General features: G+C 36.1%; 16 protein-coding genes and 1 tRNA gene. 8 read left to right on the forward strand and 9 right to left on the reverse strand.

Translation table 11 applies throughout. The annotated features are described in order from the left end of the window. The first annotated feature begins 119 nt into the window (after positions 1-119). On the forward strand, positions 120-2531 hold the full coding sequence (locus J2X31_RS00170) for a S9 family peptidase (protein WP_310023473.1): 2412 nt from the start codon (positions 120-122) through the stop codon (positions 2529-2531). 94 nt (positions 2532-2625) lie between these two features. Here the strand turns inward: J2X31_RS00170 and J2X31_RS00175 are convergent, their stop codons facing one another. From J2X31_RS00175 to J2X31_RS00190, 4 genes are all read right to left on the reverse strand, one after another. Then, the gene (locus J2X31_RS00175; protein WP_310023475.1) at positions 2626-3594 is read right to left on the reverse strand and encodes an ABC transporter ATP-binding protein; all 969 of its coding nucleotides are present in this window, start codon (positions 3592-3594) and stop codon (positions 2626-2628) included. 185 nt (positions 3595-3779) lie between these two features. Then, positions 3780-7463 (reverse strand): RemA C-terminal-like gliding motility protein, encoded by a 3684-nt coding sequence (locus J2X31_RS00180; RefSeq protein WP_310023477.1) that lies wholly within the window; start codon positions 7461-7463, stop codon positions 3780-3782. A gap of 334 nt (positions 7464-7797) precedes the next feature. Beyond that, positions 7798-9105, reverse strand: a complete 1308-nt coding sequence (locus J2X31_RS00185; RefSeq protein ID WP_310023478.1) for an ABC1 kinase family protein — start codon at positions 9103-9105, stop codon at positions 7798-7800. Between the two features lie 139 nt (positions 9106-9244). Beyond that, positions 9245-9916 (reverse strand): TetR family transcriptional regulator C-terminal domain-containing protein, encoded by a 672-nt coding sequence (locus J2X31_RS00190; protein WP_310023479.1) that lies wholly within the window; start codon positions 9914-9916, stop codon positions 9245-9247. Between the two features lie 242 nt (positions 9917-10158). Here J2X31_RS00190 and J2X31_RS00195 point away from each other — a divergent pair, with 242 nt between their 5' ends. Further along, complete coding sequence (locus J2X31_RS00195) at positions 10159-10794, forward strand: ApaLI family restriction endonuclease (protein ID WP_310023480.1); 636 nt, start codon at positions 10159-10161, stop codon at positions 10792-10794. Continuing rightward, positions 10784-12007 (forward strand): DNA-methyltransferase, encoded by a 1224-nt coding sequence (locus J2X31_RS00200; RefSeq protein ID WP_310023482.1) that lies wholly within the window; start codon positions 10784-10786, stop codon positions 12005-12007. Before J2X31_RS00195 ends, J2X31_RS00200 begins: the two co-directional genes overlap by 11 nt. Positions 12008-12152: 145 nt before the next feature. Here the strand turns inward: J2X31_RS00200 and J2X31_RS00205 are convergent, their stop codons facing one another. Together J2X31_RS00205 and J2X31_RS00210 are read right to left on the reverse strand one after the other, a co-directional pair. Beyond that, positions 12153-12848, reverse strand: coding sequence for a YiaD family glycine zipper/OmpA-like lipoprotein (locus J2X31_RS00205; RefSeq protein WP_310023483.1), 696 nt, complete (start codon positions 12846-12848; stop codon positions 12153-12155). A gap of 12 nt (positions 12849-12860) precedes the next feature. After that, on the reverse strand, positions 12861-13337 hold the full coding sequence (locus tag J2X31_RS00210; protein WP_310023484.1) for a lipocalin family protein: 477 nt from the start codon (positions 13335-13337) through the stop codon (positions 12861-12863). Between the two features lie 175 nt (positions 13338-13512). Between J2X31_RS00210 and htpG the strand changes: the two genes are divergently transcribed. Then, entirely contained in the window at positions 13513-15414 is a 1902-nt protein-coding gene (gene htpG / locus J2X31_RS00215; RefSeq protein ID WP_310023485.1) for a molecular chaperone HtpG, read from the forward strand. 224 nt (positions 15415-15638) lie between these two features. After that, a complete protein-coding gene (locus J2X31_RS00220; protein ID WP_310023487.1) occupies positions 15639-16031 on the forward strand; it encodes a DUF2721 domain-containing protein in 393 nt (130 codons plus the stop codon). A 64-nt stretch (positions 16032-16095) separates the two neighbouring features. On the opposite strand, the gene trxB is transcribed toward J2X31_RS00220, so the two are convergent. Next, positions 16096-17043 (reverse strand): thioredoxin-disulfide reductase, encoded by a 948-nt coding sequence (trxB, locus tag J2X31_RS00225; protein WP_310023488.1) that lies wholly within the window; start codon positions 17041-17043, stop codon positions 16096-16098. Positions 17044-17201: 158 nt separating this feature from the next. Here trxB and J2X31_RS00230 point away from each other — a divergent pair. Further along, a tRNA-Pro gene (locus J2X31_RS00230) sits at positions 17202-17276 on the forward strand. A 1027-nt stretch (positions 17277-18303) separates the two neighbouring features. Here the strand turns inward: J2X31_RS00230 and J2X31_RS00240 are convergent. Both J2X31_RS00240 and J2X31_RS00245 read right to left on the reverse strand, forming a co-directional pair. Beyond that, a complete protein-coding gene (locus J2X31_RS00240; protein ID WP_310023489.1) occupies positions 18304-19998 on the reverse strand; it encodes a S41 family peptidase in 1695 nt (564 codons plus the stop codon). A 421-nt stretch (positions 19999-20419) separates the two neighbouring features. Further along, the gene (locus J2X31_RS00245; RefSeq protein WP_310023490.1) at positions 20420-22387 is read right to left on the reverse strand and encodes an endonuclease; all 1968 of its coding nucleotides are present in this window, start codon (positions 22385-22387) and stop codon (positions 20420-20422) included. Positions 22388-22576: 189 nt separating this feature from the next. Between J2X31_RS00245 and udk the strand changes: the two genes are divergently transcribed. Together udk and J2X31_RS00255 are read left to right on the forward strand one after the other, a co-directional pair. Beyond that, the gene (gene udk, locus J2X31_RS00250) at positions 22577-23185 is read left to right on the forward strand and encodes a uridine kinase (RefSeq protein ID WP_310023491.1); all 609 of its coding nucleotides are present in this window, start codon (positions 22577-22579) and stop codon (positions 23183-23185) included. A 23-nt stretch (positions 23186-23208) separates the two neighbouring features. Beyond that, the gene (locus J2X31_RS00255) at positions 23209-23538 is read left to right on the forward strand and encodes an FtsB family cell division protein (protein WP_310023492.1); all 330 of its coding nucleotides are present in this window, start codon (positions 23209-23211) and stop codon (positions 23536-23538) included. The last annotated feature ends 42 nt before the right edge of the window (positions 23539-23580 follow it).

Raw genomic sequence — 23580 nt, forward strand, 5'->3', positions numbered from 1 at the left:
AATATAAAGAGGATTTTCCTTCCAGTTGGGGATTTAATTAAAAAGACAATTTATCTTTAAAATGTAACATCTTGCCTTTATATTAGACTTATACTTTATTAATTAAAAACAAACGAACAATGAAATTGAAATTCACACTTTTTTCGTTCTTATTTATCGGCTTTTTTGGAATCGCACAGGAAAACCTCACCTATCAAAAACCATCCAAGGAAATCCTTGATTTAGTAGATTATGAAAGAGCTCCATCCGTATCAATGGATACCAAAAAGGAATACATGTTGCTTTCCTACCGCAATACCTATAAAACCCTTGACGATTTAAATCAGGATGAAATGAAGTTGGGAGGTTTGAGAATCAACCCGGTTACCAATATTTCGAGTACGGTAACCTACATCAACAATTTAAAAGTTAGAAAAGTTTCTGGAAAAGAGGAAATTCAGGTGACAGGTTTGCCTTCAAATCCTAAAATTGCAAACGTTTCGTGGTCGCCAAACGAGAAGAAAATTTCTTTTTCGCACACAACGGCAACAGGAGTCGAACTTTGGGTACTCGATGTAGCTTCGGCGAAAGCCACAAAATTAACAGAAGCAACAGTAAATGCAAATCTTGGAAATCCGTTCAGTTGGTTCAAAGACAACGAAACGATTTTGGTGAAAATGCTTCCAAAAAACCGCCCTGCTTTAATCAATGCCGCAAAAGACATTCCGACTGGACCAATCGTTTCTACAGCCGATGGATCAAAATCGCAAAACAGAACCTATCAGGATTTATTGAAAAATAAAACGGATGAAACTAATTTTGAGTCGCTTGTGAATGCTGAATTATACAAAGTCAACCTCAACGGAACTTCCACTTTGTTTATGCAAGCTGATATGTATGCTGGAGAAACTTTTTCGCCTGACGGAAACTATTTGATGGTTACAACGATTCAAAAACCATTTTCTTATATTGTTCCTTTGAGCCGTTTTCCCTCTAAAACTGTAGTTTATGATAAAGCTGGAAAAGCAGTAAAAACCGTAAACGAAGTTCCTTTAAACGAAATTATCCCAAAAGGTTTTATGGCCGTTAGAAAAGGGAAAAGAAGCATGGGCTGGAGAGCCGACACGCCTGCAACATTATCGTTTGTGGAAGCTTTGGATGAAGGAGATCCTGCCAATAAAGTAGAATTTAGAGACGAAGTATTTTTATGGGAAGCTCCATTTGCAGGAAATCCAACTTCTTTGGTGAAAACAGGACAACGTTACGGCGGAATCACTTGGGGAAATGACAATACAGCTGTTTTATTCGACCAATGGTATGACACACGAAATGAAAGAACTTTCTTTATCAATCCATCAAAACCAAATGAAAAGCCACAATTGGTTTGGGACAGGAATTCGCAGGATATCTATTCTGATCCGGGGAGTTTTGAAACCGTGAAAAACCAATACGGAAGATATGTTTTGGCACTTGAAGGCGACAATGCCTATTTGCTTGGTCAAGGTCACACAAAAGACGGACAATTTCCGTTTGTGGATGAATTCAACATCAAGAGTTTGAAAACAAAAAGATTGTATCAATCCAATTATAAAGACAAAATTGAGAACATTTTCTCTATCGAAGATTTCAAGAAAGGTGATGTTTTGGTTCAGATTCAATCGAAAACAGAGTATCCAAATTATTACTTCAGAAACATCAAGAAGAAAAATAGCTTGACCCAAATTACCAATTTCAAAAATCCTTTCGAAAGCATCAAGAACGTTCATAAAGAAGTGATCAAATACAAAAGAAAAGACGGTGTTGAACTTTCCGGAACTTTATATTTGCCAGCGGGTTATGATAAAACTAAAAAAGAAAAATTGCCTTTACTGATTTGGGCTTACCCAGAAGAATTTAAGGATAAAAATAGTGCTGGACAAAGTGCTCAAAATCCAAATGAATTTACGTTTCCCTACTATGGTTCGTTTGTGTATTGGGTTACAAAAGGATATGCAGTGCTAGACGATGCTTCGTTCCCGATTGTAGGAGAGGGAACAACAGAACCAAACGACAATTTTATCTCACAGTTGGTTGATAATGCAGAAGCTGCCATCAATGCTGTGGATAAATTGGGTTACATCAATCCGAAGAAAGTGGCTGTTGGCGGGCATTCTTATGGAGCTTTTATGACGGCAAATCTATTGACACACTCTAACCTATTTGCTTGTGGAATTGCAAGAAGTGGAGCTTATAACAGAACGTTGACGCCATTTGGTTTCCAAAGTGAACAACGAAATTACTGGGAATCGCCAGAGGTTTACAACACCATGTCGCCTTTCATGAATGCCGACAAAATGAAAACACCATTATTGTTGACGCATGGTGAAGCCGATAACAATCCAGGAACTTTCACGCTTCAAACTGAACGTTATTTTCAGGCATTGAAAGGTTTGGGAGCTCCAGTGAGAATGGTGATTCTTCCAAAAGAAAGTCATGGATATGTTGCTAAAGAAAATATTTTGCACTTGCTTTGGGAACAAGATCAGTTCTTGGAGAAGCATTTGAAGAACTAGTCCAACTTGAGGGATAGAGAAAAGAAAAAAGAGGAAAGATATGTTGCTTTCCTCTTTTTTTATTTATTTATTTCTATTTTCAATTCTCTACTTTCTATTTTCTCATCTCTACAATTTCCTCATCTGCCGAAAGGCAAACCACCTCATTTTCAGAAATACTAAAAGGATTTTCGAAGAAGATGACTTTTCGTTCGAAAACTGCTTTTATCAAATAATTATTTCCTTTGAAATAGCATTGTTTTACAGTAACAATCAGATCTGAAATATCAGTTAAATATAATTCGCTGGCATACAGCAAGATTGTTTTTTCCTTGTCTTCGGTTTCCACCAGGTTGTGCAATTTTATCTCGTTTACTTCTCCAAAAAGCGAAGCTACATATTTATCTTTTGGTTTCAGATAGACATTTTTCGAGAAATCATGGCTGACAATTGCACCATTTTTCATCACAATCGTTTCGTCAGAAAAAGACAACGCATCGATGCTGTCATGAGTGGCAATGATACAGGTAATTTCCTTGTGCTTCAAATAGGCAAATAAATTTCTGCGTAAAGCACCTTTTCTAAAACTGTCGATGTTGCTAAAAGGTTCGTCGAGCAACAAAACTTCGGGTTCCAAAGCCAAAACCCTTGCCAAAGCCACACGTTGCTGTTGACCTCCACTCAAGTACTTCACTTTTGTGTTGGCGAAAGAAGTCATCTCGACCATCTCCAAAAGTTCATTTATTCTAGCCTTTTTTTCATCTGGATAAATGTTCGACAGAAATTTCCCGACATTTTCCTCAACGGTAATATAGGGCATCAAATCGAAATCTTGGGCGAGGTATTTCATTTCATCAGCACCTGGAACTAAGTGGAATTTTGGCCCAAGTATTTGATTATCTTTCCAAAAAATTTCGCCTTCATTCAAGTCATACAAACCATAAATGAGTTTGAGCAGTGTGCTTTTTCCGCATCCGCTTTCGCCTATAATGGAAAGATTTTGTCCTTTTTGAAGTTTAAAAGTAACGGAATTGATGACCGTTTGTGTATCGTATGAAAATGAAATGTTATTGACTTGAAGCATTGCTAGGTTTATGAGCTGCAAACTTACAAAGAATGCAGCGTAGATAAAAGTGATGGAGGTAATTTGAAGATGATGAGAAGCCGAATTTGATATTTAGTAATTGCAAAAATGACTCTTACTTTTAACAAAAAACCATCAAAATTGCTTTTGATGGTTTTCGGTAATGAATTTATAGGTTGGAAACCTTAAAAGACGATCTTCTTGGTTGTTTTGAAACCATCTACTGATACTACTTCAACAATCAATACTTGATGGGTTTCGGGCAGATTTCTGATTAATGTATTCGCCCTATTTATGTTTTTTTCTTGAGAAAGAAGTCTGCCGGATATGTCATATACCTTTATTTCTTCAATTAGAATCTGTCCAGAATTAACTGCTATTGTTGAGTTACTATCCTTATAAATGAAGATGCTATCTGGATTGCTTTCTGGGTTATCGGTGCTTAGTGCTTCACTTTGATATACAATTTCGAATCGGTTATCAAATGTTCCGATGGCAGAGGTAAAAGTATAGTTTCCGTCTTTCAAATTATGAATTGTATTTAATAGATTATCTTTCAGGAAAACGTCTTGACCTTCAAATAATCCGTCGAAACCGCCCAGACTAATATTGAATGTTCCTGCAATTGTTGCTTTATATCCTAAAGGAACAACATCTGAAGTATTAAAAGGAAGTGCTTTCCCTTGAATAGTCAGTTTGTTTTGATTGAACAAAGAATAGATGGTTACATAATTTCCACCCCAGAGTTCCGCATCATACAAACGGTCAATATCATCGGTTGCTCCTTCTATATAACCAACTAATGCTTGATTGAAGGCTCCTTGATTGTTTCGAAGGTTGATCCAAAATCGATGTTTACCCGTGGTTTGCCAATTTTCTGCAGGATCTGTTGCTACAGGTTTGTAGAAGTTGGAATTGTTTCCTGCAATACGCATTGTGTTTTTGAACTTAACAGTTCCCGAAGCAAGTCCTCTTATAAAAAACGATTGACCTGCAGCAACGTGACCATTTATTGGTGTACTATTATTATCATCGTCATCAGTAGTGTCATTTGGATCGTTTGGAGCAGCAGTTGCTATACCACCGGAACTGTTGTAAACGGCATAATCGTTACTTGTATAACTGAATGTTCCCGATCCGTTGTCTAGAGCTGGAGTATTGTGTGTCCAAAGATAAATAGCTCCCCCTACTTCTGTATTGTCTGGATCGCCAATAAATAAATCTATATCTATTGCCGATGGATAAGGATTTCCTATTAGGTTCCATACTTGAGTAGTTCCGCTGCCTTGAAATTCAGTGTAAGAGATTTCGCCATTGTTTGGGGTTCCGATGAAATTTGCCGTGAAATTTGCAGGGGTAGTTGTTGAGAAATATTGTGGAGCACGGATGATGTAGCCTCTTCCAACTTTCATGGTAACCGTATCAGATGAATGCGTGATCCAAGCTCCTGTGGTTGGGTTCCAACTGAAATATTTATCAAACAAGGTCATTGGAGAAACAGCATCGAGATTTTGTGCCGCTACTGGAGATGACCAATAAGTAAAGTCATACCGTTTCATTGGTTTTGCGTTACGAATAAATGTAATATTTCCCGTATTCGTCGTGTTATTTTCTTGAACCAAACTACCACTGTCTTGAATGGTGAAAGCAGCATTGACACCAATATTGATTTCATCAACAACCGTCAAGGTGTTATTTGAAGGAATTGTCAGTGCTGTTGTGTTGGTAAGGGTTACTTTTTTTGCATTTCCATTCGCATTTACAGTAATATTTCCTGATGTTCCAACCACACACTGATCGCTTGTTGGAACTCCAGAAGGCGACCAATTTGCTGCAACATTCCAATCTCCTGTTCCTCCAATCCATGTTTTATTGACATAAATTTGAGTTGTTGAACACGCACTAAGCGTTCCGCAAGAGGATTCTGCAACCTTTAAAACAGTATAGCTGGTTGGACTAACCGTTGGACTAACGATTATGCTGGAATCATCTGTTGCTGTATTCTCCATTACGGGAAGTGAAGCCAGAACGATATAATCTATTTCCATAGTTACATTAGCACCGGTTGTATAATCGAAACGCCAGCCTGTGATGTTGCCACCTGTATTATTCCAATTCGAATTAGCACCCATATCAATAGAAAGTACGTGCCAGCTTCCATCGCTGATCAAATTACCTCTCACAACTTTATCTTCGGCTAAAGCTAAAGCCCCTTTCTTAAAATAAACTTCTGTCATTATTGCTGTTCCTGCAACAACTCGGTAACGCATCGAAATATAACGTTGAACAGTAGGGTTTATGGCTGATAAAAGTACATCTTCCATATAAATCATAGGATCAGCAGGTGTCGCATTTGCGGAAGTCAGATTGAGAATACCTGAAGCCAAACTATTAACCGTTGTTTGAGTGGCAACATAAGGCATTGTTTCAAACTCCTGAACAAAACCAATTGTCGGGCAAGATGCACCTTGGAACCAAAGCGTTGACGCAGCCGTTGCAACATTGCTTCCTGTAGCATTTAGCGTAGCAGTAGTTCCCGAACAGATGATATTAGAAGCAGGTCCTGTTAAAGTTGGTGCTGTTGGAGAAACTACTGTAAAAGTTATATGCCCGTCTGCCCCACCTGCACCTTCACTTATCCGGAGTTCGACCCTATCATTTGGACCCAGAGTGCCAGTCCAAACATTTAAATTTGAAGCAGGAGTTGCACCATCCCCACTCCAATCGACCCTGCTCCATACTAAAATATCGTTTATGTAAAGTTGAGCTATATCATCATTTCTCAGCACATCGATGCGGTAAAGCCCACAAGGAAAACCTTGTCTTTTGGCTGCAAAGGAAAAATTATCGATATCCACTGTGCATCCAGTCCAACCTGTTGCACTGGAAGGAGAAGCATTGATTCCCCAGTGAGCCACTGTATTAAAATCTAAATTTGAATTCACATAAAAACCTCTGTAATCTGTACTCCACGCTCCAGAGCCACCCGAAATATCGCCACCGTTCCATGCGTGAACATTCCACACATTGTTACCATAAGGAAGTGAGGATGAAGGAACAGCTCCAACGGTATAAGTTATTCGGATTTGACCAGCTCCTCCGTTGCCTCCAAGCCTATCAGTTGCGGTGTTCGCTCTTCCGCCAGAACCTCCGGCTCCTACACCTCCGGTAATTCCGTTGTCATTGCTATTTCTTCCATTTGCACCTGCATACCCATTAGTTGGAGCTGTCCCTCCTGTTATACCAGTTGTATTTCCAGGAGCAGTTGTACCAGCACTAGAACCACCACCACCACTGGTATCTGTTCCTGCATCTATTCCATTTCCACCTCTACCTCCGTAAGAACTTGCAAGTGTTCCTCCTATGTTTCCTGTTGTAGGTGCTAATGCACCAGCTCCAAAGTTAGTATTGGTAGTTAGGTTTGCAGCACCATTACCACCAATTGCAAGTAAGGTTGTGTTGCTTATGAACCAAGATGAGCCTCCGTTTTTATTAACTGTTCCATTGCTTCCGTTTCCTCCTGCTCCAACTGAATAAGCTATCGAAGCATTTGGCGTTACTGTAAAGGTGGAACTAACATAACCACCTCCAGAACCACCACCTCCAGCAGATGGGTTCCCTGTGACACCACCACCGGCACCACCGGCACCCCACACTTCGACAGTAATAGAAGTAACACCACATGGCACGGTCCAATTTGTAGAACCACTCGGCAAAATAACGGTAGTTTGAGAATAGAGATTTGCACTGCAAATCATAAATAGAAAGAAATAAATCTTTGAAAAATTGAAAGAATTTACTTTTTGAAGAAGAATAGAACTGTCTTCTTGCCGAAAGATTTTGTCTAACGCTATTTTAGTTTTTTTCATAATTTAGGGACGATTTAGTCTCAAACTTATGATAAACAAATCAAAAAAAATCAATGTTTAAAGGCTTTTAAAAGGTTTTTCGATGAAGTGTACGAAAAAACCGACCAACGACAATAAATGAACATTTCACAAAATAAAATTCTCAATTAAAGTCAATAATACTTAATATATATTCCACAAGTTGCACATAAAACAACACATTTAATAACGTTATTCAAATTATTATACAAATATGTCAATACAATAATAATATTCTTATAATCAACACTTTATAAGAAAAAGAGCACGCTTTTTGCAAAACGTGCTCTTCTCAATCAAAAACCAAAACTATGATCTATCTATATTGTTCAAAGGATTTTGTATCAATCCTAGCTTTCAAATCGTGCAGTAAATTATACAAACCAAAAAACGTTCGGTTGATGTATAAAAAATGTTTAGAACCGCGATTACCATTCATTTTCCTGAGTTGTGTATCTTTAGAGAACTCCTCTCCCATTTTGGCAATGTTTCCAAAGAATTCTTCATTAGAAAAATCAAAACTTTCTCCATGAAAAGGCAATGTAAACAAACTCAACAATTGATGAAATAAACCTGTAAAATACTCGACTTCTTCTTTTGTATCATCCATTCTTAAAATTTCGAGCTCATATAATTTTGCATTAAAAAGCTTCAGATTATCAATGATAGCTGGATTTGCCAATTCAAAATACGGAACATAAAAATCTTCTGGAACTTGCTTAATACATCCAAAATCAATTGCAATTAAATTCGCTTCCTTATCAATCAAAAAATTCCCCGGATGCGGATCAGCATGAACCTGTCGCAATTTATGAATCTGGAACATATAAAAATCCCATAAGGCCTGACCGAGTTTGTCGCCTTTTGCTCTATCCGTATTATGAGCTGTGAATTCAGATAAATGTTCGCCTTCCATCCAATCCATCGTCAGGATTTTCTTGGACGACAATTCTGGATAATACTTTGGAAATTTCAAATTCGGAATCTTTCCGCAAGCCACTGCAATTTCAGTTCCCTGCTTCAATTCTAAATCATAATCGGTTTCTTCGAGCAATTTATTTTCGACTTCCTTAAAATATTTTTCAGAATCTTTGCCTTGCAGATTGAACATTTTAATAGCAAAAGGCTTTACAATTGCCAAGTCAGAACTAATACTTTCCGCCACTCCAGGATATTGGATTTTCACAGCAAGTTTCTTCCCATCTTTTTCAGCCATGTGTACCTGACCGATACTGGCTGCATTTACAGAATCTGGAGTGAACGAATCGTATATGGCTTCTGGAAATTCTCCCAGATATTTCTTGAACGTTTTTCGAACCAAAGGAGCCGACAGAGGCGGAACCGAAAATTGTGACAACGAGAACTTCTCAACATAAGCTCTCGGCATAATATTCTTGTCCATACTCAACATCTGTGCCACTTTCAAGGCACTTCCCTTCAAATTCTTCAAACCATCATAAATATCCTCGGCATTATTCTCGTTCAGTTTATCCTTCGAAAGCGAAGGATTCACTATTTTTTCGCCATAATATGCCATATAATTTCCACCAATCTTGAAACCCGTTTTCACCAGTTGCCCAGCACGTTCAATCTTTGTAGTCGGAATTCTATCTAAAGTTTTCATCTTATTTATATTTTGGGCGTGCCACCAAAAAAAAAGCTGTCGCATTTTTTTGCTGTCGGGCTTTCCGCTCCCAATCTTTTATTTTTTAAAGAAAAAAATAAAAGGATTTCCGCTTCAATCCCTCACGCAGTCTGTGCTACTAATTAAATTTTTCTTTCCAAATGAACTTTCCTAAGTCCAACAAGCTTTCCAATGGTTTGGTATCCATCAAGTCTGCAGAAGTGTTGACTGATTTTTCAATCAAGATATCCGTCTTTTCAAAACCTTTCGAAGTATCGTCCAGCCAGAATTTCAAAATAAATAGAAACTGAATCCATGCTCCTTCAGCAAAAACAGGTTTCGTAATTTTCTTTACCCTGTTTTCTTTTTCTTCACTATTCGAATTCATTATTCCTCCAACAAAATCCTTGAACTGTTTTCTAAACGCTTTCAAAGCTTGCAAATTTTTCAAACCTTCTTTATTTTCCTTTAATGAATAAACAATGTAACTTCTATTTAAAGTAAAAATTTCAAACAAGGTAAAATACAACGTCAGCAATTTATTCTTCTCGGAATAGCCTGCATAGGCTTCTTCTATATTTATCGTAACAATTGCATTCTCAAAAAACTTTACCCAAATTTCCTGCTTGATGGCATCGAGCGAACCAAAAAAAGTATAAAACTCCGATTCTTCAATTCCGTGTTCCTTACAAAAAAGATAGACATTTTCTGGAGCTTTATTTTTCTCCAAAACATAGTCCATATATAAAGTAATTATCTGATTTTCATCCAGTAATTTCTTCTTAGCATTCGGTCTTTTTGTTGTTGCCATAATGAGTCGTTTTAAATCTTATGTAAATTTACTTTCAAATATTTCTGAAACATAAAAACATTTGTTAAAAGTCTTTCAAAAAAAATGTAGGTTTCTTGAGGTCAATTCTTTAATCAAAACACAGATTCTTCTTTCATCTATTTTCAATAGCTCTTCTAGTTAAAAAGTTATGAATCATTCTATCCAAGCACTAGCTTACTAAAATTTTGTAACTTGCAACCAATTATATAGAGAAATTTAGAATGGAAGAATTAATACAAAGTATAAAGAATTTAGCAGAGGTTTATTCAACAAACTTGAAAGGTAAAATTGAAGCGAGAACAGAAGAAATGAAAGCTGATGACAATGCTCACTATCTTATTTATCGTGTATTGGGAATTTCACTTGAACAAGGGCAACTTATAGACAGTTATCAAAATACGGGACGTTTTTTATATAAATACGCAGGTTCTTTTCTTGAAGCATCTGCGACTTTATGCCTGAATTATAAGTTTCCAGAAGGCATAAAGACAAAAGTAGAAAATACTATAGGGCAAAGACCTAAAACATTTGAAATTGACTTCTTAAATAATAATGACGCTATTGAAGTAAAGTGGAAAGATGCCACCACTGATGGAGACCATATTACGAAAGAGCATACAAGAGTTCAAGTCATCAAAAATCACGGATACAAGCCAATTAGAATTATGTTCTTTTATCCACAAAGACTACAAGCAATTAGAATTCAACAAACCCTAAAAACACTTTACGCTGGTGTTGATGGGGAATATTATGGTGGAGATGAAGCTTGGGATTTTTTAAAAGCATATTCTGGAGTTGACCTAAAAGCCATTTTAACTGAAATTGCTAACGAAAGAACACCTCAAGATGGAAATTAATAAAATAATTCACGGGAATTGTGTTGAAAAACTCAAAGAAATTGAAGCCAATAAAGTTGACTTGATTTATTTTGACCCACCATTTTTCACACAAAAAAAACACTCTTTGACAAATAAAGACAATTCTAAAACTTATGAATTTGACGATAAATATAATTCAATTGAAGAGTATTTGTCGGTAATAGAAAATGTTTTAGAGCAATCAAAAAGAGTTTTAAAAGACACTGGAAGCGTGTTCCTACATTGCGACAAAACAGCTTCACACAATATAAGAATTGTTATGGACAAAGTTTTTGGACGGGATAATTTTCAAAGTGAGATTATTTGGTCTTATAAGCGTTGGTCCAATGCAAAAAAAGGACTTTTAAATTCACATCAAGTAATATTCTTTTACTCCAAAACACAGGATTTTAAATTCAACACTCTTTATACTGACTATTCTGCTACAACAAATCTTGACCAAATTTTACAAGACAGAGAAAAAAATGAAAATGGAAAATCGGTTTACAAAAGAGATGACAGTGGAAATCCAATTTTAGGGAAAGAAAAAAAAGGTGTGCCACTTTCTGACGTTTGGGAAATTCCGTATCTAAATCCCAAAGCAAAAGAACGAACAGGTTATCCTACTCAAAAACCTGTTCTCCTACTAAATCAAATCTTAAATATTGCAACTGATGAAGGAGATTTAGTTCTTGACCCGTTTTGTGGAAGTGGAACAACTTGTGTTTCTGCAAAATCATTAAAAAGAAATTTTATCGGAATAGACGTTTCTGCTGATGCGGTTGAGTTGGCTAATTCACGTTTAGAAGAAATGATAATTTCTACATCTAATTTATTGAACAAGGGGACAAATGAATATTTTGAAAAAACAGAAAAAGAACTTGCAATACTTCAAAACATAAATGCCTTTCCTGTTCAACGTAATTCCGGAATTGATGGCTTTTTAAAAGAATATTGTGATGGGATGCCAGTACCCGTAAAAATTCAAACTGAAAACGAAAGCATTGAAGATGCGATTGAAAAATTGGAAAAAGCTACTTACGGAAAAAACTATAAAATGAAAATTTTAGTCCAGACTAGAGAAACTGGGATAAGTAGACTTTTTGGATTTGAAACAGATGTAACAATATTGAAATCTCTTGAGCTACAGACAAGAGAACTTATAAACAAAAATAACGAACATTTAAAAAGGGTTTGCAAAACAGCAGATTGAATTACCTGATTGAACAAACTATTAATCCCATTTAACGAAGTGCAGAACCTAGCTTGATTCTTCGATTTCAAACAATTTTAAAATTTGTTTTAACAAAAAAAGCTGTTTCTCTCGAAACAGCTTTCAATATAATTACGAGCTAAAATTATTGTTTAGCTTCTCTTTCAGCATCCTGAATCATTTTTTGATTTGCCGTAATTGCAAATTCAACTCTTCTGTTCTGGCTTCTTCCTTCAACAGTTTCGTTGCTTGCTATCGGATCAGCAATTCCCATACCCTTTGTAGTAAAACGGGTCCCAGAAATCCCTTTAGAAACCAAATAAGATTTTACTGAAGCAGCTCTTTGCTCAGATAAAGTTTGGTTGAACTCTACTTTACCAGTACTATCAGTATATCCAAAAATTACGATATCAGTATCTGGATATTGGTTGAAAACCGTTACCAATTTATCCAAATTTCCTTTTGCAGTAGCAGTCAAAGTAGATTTGCTAGTATCAAAACGCACTGCATTTTCATTCAATACCAATTTGATACCTTCTCCAACTCTTTCAACTTCAGCACCTGGAATAGCCTGATCGATCTCTCTAGCTTGTTTGTCCATCTTGTTCCCGATAACTCCACCGGCAACTCCACCAACAACTCCACCAATTACAGCCCCAAGAGCCGTGTTTCCACCTTTTCCAAGGTTATTTCCTAAAACACCTCCAATTACAGCTCCAGCTGCAGCACCAATTCCGGCACCTCTTTGTGTTTTGTTTGTATTTTTCGCAGCCTCACAACCTGTAAGAACTGAACCTATCATCATTAATGCAGCTAATGCTACTATAGAAAATTTTTTCATCTTGCTATTTTATTAGTTTACTTTTTGAAATTGATATACAACATCTGTCATTTTTCCTCCAACGTCGATTCTATCAACCAATTGGAAAGATGTTTCTGTTTGATTGGCTACATTCAAAACATAACCATCTCTAACTTTTTTTGCTTTGTCGCCAGCACTTAAAACCTTCAATACAAATTGTCCTTCTTTGTTCACAAACCAAGTAATTGGTGAACTAAATCCAGCACATGTAGGATTCGTCAAGGCCATGTCGCCTTTGTTGTTGTTGGAAACGAATTTCCATGTACTTCCTTCGAAGCATTTAGAATCTGCCAATTGGAACGAAGAAACTTTAATGTACTCTGAACCCGGATAAGAAACAGAACTGATTACCCAGTTTCCTTTCATCAAACGCTCGGTCTTGTTGTCAACCTTGGTGTTTGTAGCTGATGTAGACTTGCACGACGCGAACGTAACGGCAAGAACAGCTAATAAAAATAATTTTTTCATAGTTTGGTATTTTTAATTTCATACAAATATACAATCATTCGTATTTAAATGTTAAAATTTTATTTTAGAATTATCTTAAAATTAACAATTCCGCCATTTTGTCATTTTGCCCATTTTGGTACTCTATTTGAATAATCGACATCGTACTATTTTAACATAAATAAACACACTAATTATGACAACAGGAAAAATCAATGTTTCGGTAGAAAACATCTTTCCCTTAATTAAGAAATTTTTATACAGCGATCACGAGATTTTCTTGCGCGAATTGGTTTCGAATGGGACTGATGCAACTCTAAAATTAAAACACCTAATCAGTATCGGCGAAGCCAAAACAGAATATGGCAACCCTATTATTGAAGTAAAGATTGACAAAGAAGGCAAAAAACTGCACATCATCGACCAAGGTTTGGGTATGACGGCCGATGAAGTTGAAAAATACATCAACCAGGTTGCTTTTTCTGGTGCCGAAGAATTTCTTGAAAAATATAAGGATTCTGCTAAAGATTCAGGAATTATTGGTCACTTCGGTTTAGGATTCTACTCTGCATTTATGGTTGCCGAAAAAGTAGAAATCATCACAAAATCATACAAAGACGAACCTGCAGCTCATTGGACCTGTGATGGAAGCCCAGAATTTACATTGGAGCCATCTGACAAAACAACAAGAGGAACGGAAATCATCTTGCACATTGCTGAAGATTCTTTGGAATTCTTGGAAGACAGCAAAATTTCTGGATTGCTTCAAAAATACAACAAGTTCATGCCTATTCCGATTAAATTTGGAACTAGAACAGAAAAAATCGAACAGAAAAAAGGCGAAGAAGTTGCTCCAGAAAATGTAGACAAAACGTTTACAGAAGTTGAGGTAGACAACATCATCAATAATCCAAATCCAGCTTGGACAAAGGCTCCAACTGAATTAAAGGACGAAGATTATAAGTCATTCTACAGAGAATTGTATCCGATGCAATTTGAAGAACCGCTTTTCAACATCCATTTGAATGTGGATTATCCTTTCAATTTGACTGGAATTTTATACTTCCCGAAATTAGGTGCTGATTTGCAGATTCAAAAGGATAAGATCCAATTGTATCAAAATCAAGTATATGTAACAGATAATGTGGAAGGAATTGTACCTGAATTCTTGACGATGCTAAAAGGTGTTATCGATTCTCCAGATATTCCGTTGAACGTTTCGCGTTCGTATTTGCAAGCGGATGGAGCCGTGAAAAAGATTTCAAACTACATCACTCGTAAAGTAGCTGATAAATTGAAAGCCTTGTTTACAGAAAACCGTGAAGATTTTGAACAAAAATGGAACGATATTAAAATTGTTTTGGAATACGGAATGCTTTCTGAACCAAAATTCTACGAAAAAGCAGGAGCTTTCGTTTTGTATCCAACAGTTGATGGAAAATATTTCACACTTGAGGAATTAAAAGAAAACACTAAGGAAACGCAAACAGATAAGGACGGAAAACATGTTATTTTATATGCTGGAAATAAAGATGCTCAGCATTCATATATCCAAACGGCAAAAGATAAAGGTTACGAAGTTTTGCTTTTAGATTCGCCAATCATCTCGCATTTGATCCAAAAATTAGAAGCTGATAATGAAAATTTGACTTTCGTCAGAGTCGATTCAGATCATATCGATAATTTAATCAAGAAAGACGAAAACACGATTTCTAAATTATCAGACGAAGAAAAAGAAAGCTTGAAAACGGTTTTGGAAGGTTTTGTTCCGAAGCAAACGTATTCGGTTCAATTGGAAGCGATGGACAGTAATGCTTCGCCATTCATCATCACACAACCAGAATTCATGAGAAGAATGAAAGAAATGAGTCAATCTGGTGGTGGCGGAATGTTCGGAATGGGGAATATGCCAGAAATGTACAATTTGGTTGTAAATACAAATTCTGAATTAGCAACAAACATTTTGAATACTTCCGACAAAACCCACCAAGAACATTTGGTAAAACAAGCGTTGGATTTGGCAAAATTGTCTCAAAACCTATTAAAAGGAGAAGACTTGACGGCTTTTGTAAAACGAAGCTTTGAGTTGATTAAATAAGTATTAAGATTGAAGTATTAAGTATTAAGACATTTGACCTTAGTATTAAGACTAAAACCTGTGAGTTTACTTGCAGGTTTTTTTTATGCAAAAAACTGAAAATCAAAATAGATTAACGAACTTTGGGTGAATGAAAAAAATCAATTTCAATATCAATAGAAATACCAAGTCTAAAATCCTAAATCTTAAATCAGTCTTAATACTTAAATCTTAATACTCCCTGAATGACGCTAAACATAGAAACTCCAGCATTACTTTTCTCCGCAACTTCTTTAATTTTACTGGCCTACACTAATAGATTCCTAACAATCGCCCAAATTGTTCGAGGCTTGAAAAAGAATTATGAGGAACATAACAGCAAATCCATCCTATTGCAGATTAAAAACCTCAATTTACGTATCATCCTTATTCGATACATGCAACTTTTTGGTGTTTTGAGTTTGTTCCTGTCAGTTTTTGCCATGCTTTTATTGTTTGTCGAGCAGGAACTCGTTGGCATCTATCTGTTTGGGTTGAGTTTGCTTTCCTTATTGATTTCATTGGGAATTTCGTTCTGGGAAATCAGTATTTCGGTAAAGGCTCTTCAAATGCATTTGAGCGATTTGTCTGAAAGTTAAAACATTGATGATCAAAATCCCAACTTAACGGTTGGGATTTTTGCATAATAAATTTTCAGCTGGATTATTCCAAAGAAGCCAGGTATCTTTCAGCATCCAAAGCGGCCATACATCCTGTTCCCGCAGCAGTAATTGCCTGACGATAAACATGATCGGCAGCATCTCCACCAACAAAAACCCCGGCAACATTTGTTTTAGAACTTCCAGGTATATTTTTGATATATCCCGTTTCGTCTAAATCCAAGAAATCTTTAAAAATATCAGTATTTGGTTTGTGACCAATTGCCACAAAGAATCCAGTTGCCTGAATTGTTTTTTCTTCTTTGGTTGTTTTATCCAAAACTTTAACGGCAGTAACAACCTGTCCGTCACCAATAACTTCAAGCGTTTCGGTATTCAAAAGAATTTCGATGTTCTCGGTTTTTCTAACTCTTTCTGCCATGATTTTTGAAGCTCTGAAATTTTCACTTCTCACAAGCATTGTTACTTTCTTGCAAAGCTTAGAAAGATAATGTGCTTCCTCACAAGCAGAATCTCCAGCTCCAACGATTACAACTTCTTGATTTCTGTAGAAAAATCCGTCGCAAACCGCACAAGCCGAAACACCACCACCCATTTGAAGATAGTGCTGTTCAGAAGGCAATCCTAAATATTTGGCAGAAGCTCCTGTAGAAATAATTACGGTTTCGCAATGGATTTCTTTTGAATCGTTTACCCAAACCTTATGGATTGGCCCCGTAAAGTCAACTTTAGTAACCCATCCGTCGCGAACATCCGTTCCGAAACGTTGTGCTTGTTCTTGCAAATTAACCATCATTTCAGGCCCAGTAATTCCTTCTGGATTTCCTGGCCAGTTTTCAACTTCGTTTGTAGTTGTTAATTGTCCACCCGGTTGAGTTCCTTGGTATAAAACCGGAAACATATTAGCTCTAGATGCATAAATTGCTGCAGTATAACCTGCAGGACCCGAACCAATAATGAGGCATTTTATTTTTTCAATCGTATCTGACATAGTAGTATTGTTTTTGTTCTTTTGAGAATGCAAATGTATGTTTTTAATAAAAAATAATTCCTATTTGTTGATTAGTTTTGATAATTCTCAAATAGCTTATTTTTATTTTGCTTTTGGTTTGGTAAAACTAATTTTAGTTCTATATTTGCATCCGCTTTCGGGGTGTAGCGTAGCCCGGTTATCGCGCCTGCTTTGGGAGCAGGAGGCCGCAGGTTCGAATCCTGCCACCCCGACAAAAAGCCGAACATTTCTGTTCGGCTTTTTTTGTTTTTATCCCAAATCTCATCCAAAAATAAATTGGCACAAGATCTACTATCTTACAGTAAGACAGTTATCGCGTCTCGTAAAGGCGGGAAAGCCGCAAGTTCGAATCCTGCCAGCCCGAGAGTGGGATAAATAAGGCCAGAGTAAGTGCATAGGTTACAACAACGGAATGCATCTCTGTTGGTGAATAGTTCAGTCGCAGGCTATGGAGGGCAACGACGTATTAAGGATTGTCACGTCCAATGACTGTATGGACATTGCTACAGCGGTAACCCAAGGTAAAAGGTTCGTGGCAATACGTTGCTTCTTTTGTTTCTGTTGTTTTTTTTCTACTTTAGTTGATGAAGTTCCCTCTTCCATATTGCCCTAATGTTTTTTTAAATGACAAAGTATGTCTATGTCGCAATCCTTACTTTCGTTCTTTAATCTGTTTTCCTAATGCTTTTATAGTACCAGAACAGTATTGACGTGGTCATGGTCCGACCTTTTTATTTTTTATCTATTGTCGCCCATAAAAATTATCAAGTTTACCACTAAATTAGCCTAAATTGAGGCTAGAATATCTCTCTTTAACGTAATCTTGACGTAAAGTCAAGCACAAAGGGCTTCTTTATTTCGATGTCAAGTCAGTACGATGGTTTATTGCAAAGGTTATCCCATATAAGGGGTTTCTCTTATCTACCAATCAAATTGAACTTGCGAATTACAAAGAAAATCAAACTACAGCAAGACAATTGACTAAACTGGAATTCAAACTGTCGGGCATAGGATTAAGAAAAGGGTGATCTTGGTGAATTATTGAAAGACATATTGCTCAAAAGCTGCTAAAGTTGCGAACTATAAATGCAAATGTAGATCTTACCGATTGATTGGCTCGATTGTGAATCTCAATACTCTACAAAGGTTCAAATGGGATCATCTGAAAAACAGATAGCGCCATTTTTACTTAAAAAATCCTGTGCCTATAAACTTCAGTATGTCATTAAATTACACGACTTACTTAAGAATGAAATCAAAAGCACTATTTATCAATGGGTCAATCTTGTGCTGAAGATCTGAAATTGTTGGCTTTACCAAAATGTCTGGAACGATCCCAATTCTTTGCGTTTCTGTTTTATCAGTGTAAAAAATTCCGACTCCAGAAAAAATCATCGATTCTCCACCAACTAATGGAATCGGAGTTTCATTTCCATCAGCACCCGCAGTTTGGCTTCCAATAACCGTAACATCCGGCGCCATTTTAAAAATCATTGCCCACATTTCTGAAAGACTTTGTGTATTTTGATTCACAAGAATCACCACTTTTCCTTTATAGTAATCAGGATTTTCTTTCCCTATAAATTTATAATCCTCCGTAATAATATAATCTTGCCAACAAAACCTACCTGGTTTGTCAAAATCTGGCTTTGTCAAAATCCCAAACCATTTTGGCTCTGGAAAAAGATAATCAAATGTTTTCAAAACACCGCCATTCGAACTATAGCCTCTTAAATCAAACACGATCCCTTTTGAATTTTTCATCGATTTCATTACGCTGTCAATTTCTGAATTTTCAAATAATGAAAAATCTATGAATCCAATGTTGTCCTTATTTAGGACTGAATATATTGTTTTTTTCGAAATCTCATCGTAGCGTACCAATTCATTGTCAGGAGTTCCATCTGCGAACCAAACGTCATTTTTTTTATCCATTCTCTCTATTTCTTTGTGGAAAGGCTTTCCGGTTCGGTCGAATCCTTTGATGATAAAACTTCCTTTTTCTCCAGAAAACATATAATGGTAAGAATCTCTATATTTTACAGAGGCATTCGAAGCAGAAATATATTTTGATTTTTTTGCAATTATTTTTTCAACCGATTCACCGTCTACAGTTTCAATCACATCTCCGTATTTTATTCCTAATTTTTCACATATTCCTGCATCAATTGGCTTTGTGACCACAATTTTGTTTTCTGCAATTTGAAAAGTAAATGGTGCTCCATAGCTTCCAAAAATTTCCTTGTGAGTAATTCCTTCTATGCGGGAATGGGTATCTTCAATAGCACCAGAAAATTCGGACAAAGTCTTCTTATAGGAAAGTTCATCCTGTTGTTTTTTAATTTTTGGAATGAATTCGACAAGGACGTCATCCCATTTTTTTGAAATTCCGTATTTATAAGGGTAGAAATATTCGATCACATTCCAAGCCCTAAATAAATTTAAAAGTCGGTAATTTTCTTCTAAAGCCTTGTCTTTGTAACTCTTTTCATTATTTCCTGAATACCGTATTGCCTCTTTTTTTTGCGAATAAAATCCACCCGGAATTTGTCCTGATTTGACTAAATCTGAAAGATATTTCTTTTGGCTTTTCGTAAGGTTTTTATCTTTATTAATCCATTCAAAGGATAAATTTCGATCGTCTTTTTCTGTACAAGAGGTTGCTTCCGAAGTTTTTATATGCCTTTTAGTCTTTAAGAAATCAATCCAAATTGAAATTGTTTTTTCTACCGGAAGTTTTTGTTCCAAAGCGGAAAGCAACAAGGAATCTGCATCAATTTTTCCGTTTGAAACAATTGGATCATAATATTTAAGCAATCCCCAAGTTTTACAGATACTGATCAAATGCTTGTCTGATAATTTTTTTTTAGTTTGACTAAAACTTATTGTTGAAATAAAAAAAACGCCTAGGATTATGTAAAAAGGTTGTCTCATTTTTTATATTTTTCTATAGATTATTTGGTAAAACTTGTTTCAGCTAGAATAAAACAACCTATTCCGATGATAGCATTTGAATACAGCATTTCTTCATTTTACAAATAAATTTTTCAAATATACAATATTAATAAAATACTCATAGTCGTTCACGCACAATAGCATGAACGATGAAATTTTATTGTTTTTACACGAAATACCGTTCATACTCGATACTATCAATCCTGCACGCTCTAGCCTAGAATGGGTTATTATACTCTCTTGTAATCCGAAGGCCTTTTTAGTTAAAATAATTGACCTTCTTCGTTGTTCTTTTATATTATTTTTGACGTACTTAATAATGTGTTGTAAGTAAGTGTTTACTTATTTCATAAGCACATAAACACATTATCCTAATTATAGTTTTAAACCGTTCCTAGCCTTATTGAACTGAAATCTTCTTAACTATCGTTTTTCCTTCTGATGAAATTTTTGCAATATAAATTCCCGTTGGAAAATCTATTGAAAAACGTGTTTCGCCATTGAAAGATTTACTCAAAAGTTTTTGTCCAGAAATTGAATAGACTTCAATAGTTCCTTCGTTTTGAATTCCTGAAACAGTTATGAAGTTTTTAGCCGGATTTGGATAAACAAAAACATTCAAACCAATATTTTCATCAACAGATAATGTTGAAAACCAAGTTTCTCCAGCATTTGCTCCCCAAATATAATCGGCAAGATTCGGATAGTCAATGAATGGATTTCGGTTATATTGCCATGTGTAGATATAATTATTGCGGTTCATCTCAAAATCATCTGATGGGTCGGTTGTATTCCAAGTCAACAAAGTTGCCAAATCACCCAATTGACCAACGGTTGTGTCAGCAGGATTGCCATTCACGACCTCCAAACCATTGTAACGGATTGCCATATAGAAAACCGCTCTGGCCACATCACCTTTCCAGCTTCCCTGATTTCCAGAAAAGCCATTGTAATCCGTAAGTCCGTAATCTTTATTGTTTCTGGAACTGTTTTCTGGACCATCTTCGGCTCTAATATGATGTGCATCTGAATGACCGTGCAATAAAATTGTAGCATTTGAAGGTTCCCAGACATTCATTCCGTCAGGAGTATCGGCCGTTGCATTTGAAAAACCACCACGCGATTGAGGGTAAATATGTTCGCGATTCCATTTCCCTGTTCCACTTCCGGTGGTTTGTATTAATAATTTTGAACGTGGTTGTTCCTTATACATCATCCAAATTTCATTGCTGTTCAATGGATTTTGGTCGGAAATTCTAAGAATTGTATTCACATCGCCATAATTATGAGCCCGAACAACAGCCGGATTTGCAATTATATCTTGAATGGCTTGTTTTAAAACTGCTCCTGATTTTCCTTCCAAACTATCATAATAACCTTCTGGTGCTGTGCTAGATACAACGCCATAAGTTGGGTTTAAAGGTGTTCCCCAAGGTGCAATCTGATAATCATCGTCGATAATTTCAACTTCTACATTATCGTTCAAACGATTGTAGCCGAAAGGCAATGCTCCAAATTTAATTTTTGCCACTTCATCGCCTTCATCGTTTTCATCATTGATAATTTGAATATTGGTGGTAAATGTTGTCGAACCTGTTGGAATCAAAACCGAAGTTGTTCCCGTAAAATCTGATGCATTAAAAGAACCATTGTTCAAAGTGAAATTAAAAGTCAAATCGCTGGTGACAGCCGTTTGGGTCGTAAATGTAATATTGAAATTATCGCCTTCATTGTATTGCAAATTTGGCCCACTGATTGTAATTCCATTAAAAATAAAACCACTTCCATCATTATGAACACCAGGAGTTGGAGCTTTGGTTTCAAATGTTCCATCGGCTTTTCTTTGGATGGATTGTGTAGCTCCTTGTCCATTTGCATCTTCATTATATTGAACCGTAATACCCAGAAGTGCCATCAAAGCAGTGGCATCGGCATCACTAGTATCATATCCAACGGCATCAATTAAATTGGTAGAAGTGGCCAAAGTTCCATCAGGAAAATCTTCGAAACTTCCGGTATAAATCGCAATGGCATCGGCTCCATTTTCGATTAAATTATCTCCAAAAATTCTTTCTGGAACAGGAGATACCAACTTACTTCCTATTAGAATCAAGCCATTGATATCGGTTGATAATCCATCTAAATCTAAAGTATAGTAACTTCTATTTGCCGTACTTGAGGAAGGATTGCCATTAAAACAAACCAAGACATATCCGTCGAGCGGAAAATTAGGGACATCGGATTTTAGTTCGATAAACTCCTTGTCGTCGATGCTTGGCGTATCGGAATCTATCTCGTTGATGACAATTTGGGCATTCGAAATAAGGCAAAATGCCATCAATATTAAGGAATAATAATATTTTTTCATCAGGTTTAATTTTATGTAAAAATAAGAAATTTAAATTATTGCATCCTAGCATTCTGAAAATGAAGATAATTCGTTAACCTCCTCAAGAATTTAATGTTTAAAAGTTCACCAAAACATTTCATACCAAAACAAAAACCACTCCCAATTAAATTGCTATTTTTGTCCTTTGACAAAACAAAACAACTATTTATGCTGATTATTGGAATTGCCGGAGGAACTGGAAGTGGAAAAACCACCGTTGTGCAACAAATTATGAATGAATTGCCACAAACCGAAGTGGGTATTATTTCGCAAGACTCCTATTATAAGGAAAACCATAATCTTTCTTATGACGAACGGGCACTCATAAACTTTGATCATCCAAGAGCAATTGATTTTGAATTATTGGTGAAACATCTCAAGGAATTAAAAGCCGGAAACACCATCGATCAGCCTGTTTATTCATTCGTTACACACAACAGAACGGAGGACACCATTACAACTCATCCTCGAAAAGTAATGATTATCGAAGGAATTCTTATCCTTGCCAATCCTGAACTTCGCGATATGTTTGACATCAAGATTTATGTTCATGCAGACTCTGACGAACGCTTGATTAGAAGATTGAAACGTGATATTGCAGAAAGAGGCCGTGATATGGAGGAAGTTTTGAACCGCTATCAAAACACATTAAAACCAATGCACGAGCAATTTATCGAACCGACAAAAGCTTTCGCAGATATCATCATCCCGAACGACAAATACAATACGGTTGCCATTGATGTGGTTCGAGCCGTAATCAACCAGCGAATTTTATAATAACTTTTGCTTACTTTTATAAAATGAAGAATCCTATAAAAAAGCTTACCGACAAACATCCCTTGCTCCGATTTTTGAGCAACAAGTATGTTATTGTTTCGGCTTTTTTTATAGTTTGGATGCTATTCCTGGACAACTATTCCTATCTTGACCATCGTTTGCTGGATAAGGAAATCAATGAGTTGGAGGACAATAAGGAATATTATCTGGAAGAAATAAAGCAAGATAAAAAGAACATCAAAACGCTCAAGAATCCGCATCAGGTAGAGAAATTTGCCCGAGAAAAATACTATATGAAAAAGGACAGTGAGGATATTTACATCATCGAATACGAAGGTGATTCTTTAAAGTAATTAGTATTCAGTAACAGTTTACAGTAGCCATAAATACACAAA

It is taken from the genome of Flavobacterium arsenatis, from assembly GCF_031456785.1.
Taxonomy (GTDB): domain Bacteria; phylum Bacteroidota; class Bacteroidia; order Flavobacteriales; family Flavobacteriaceae; genus Flavobacterium; species Flavobacterium arsenatis.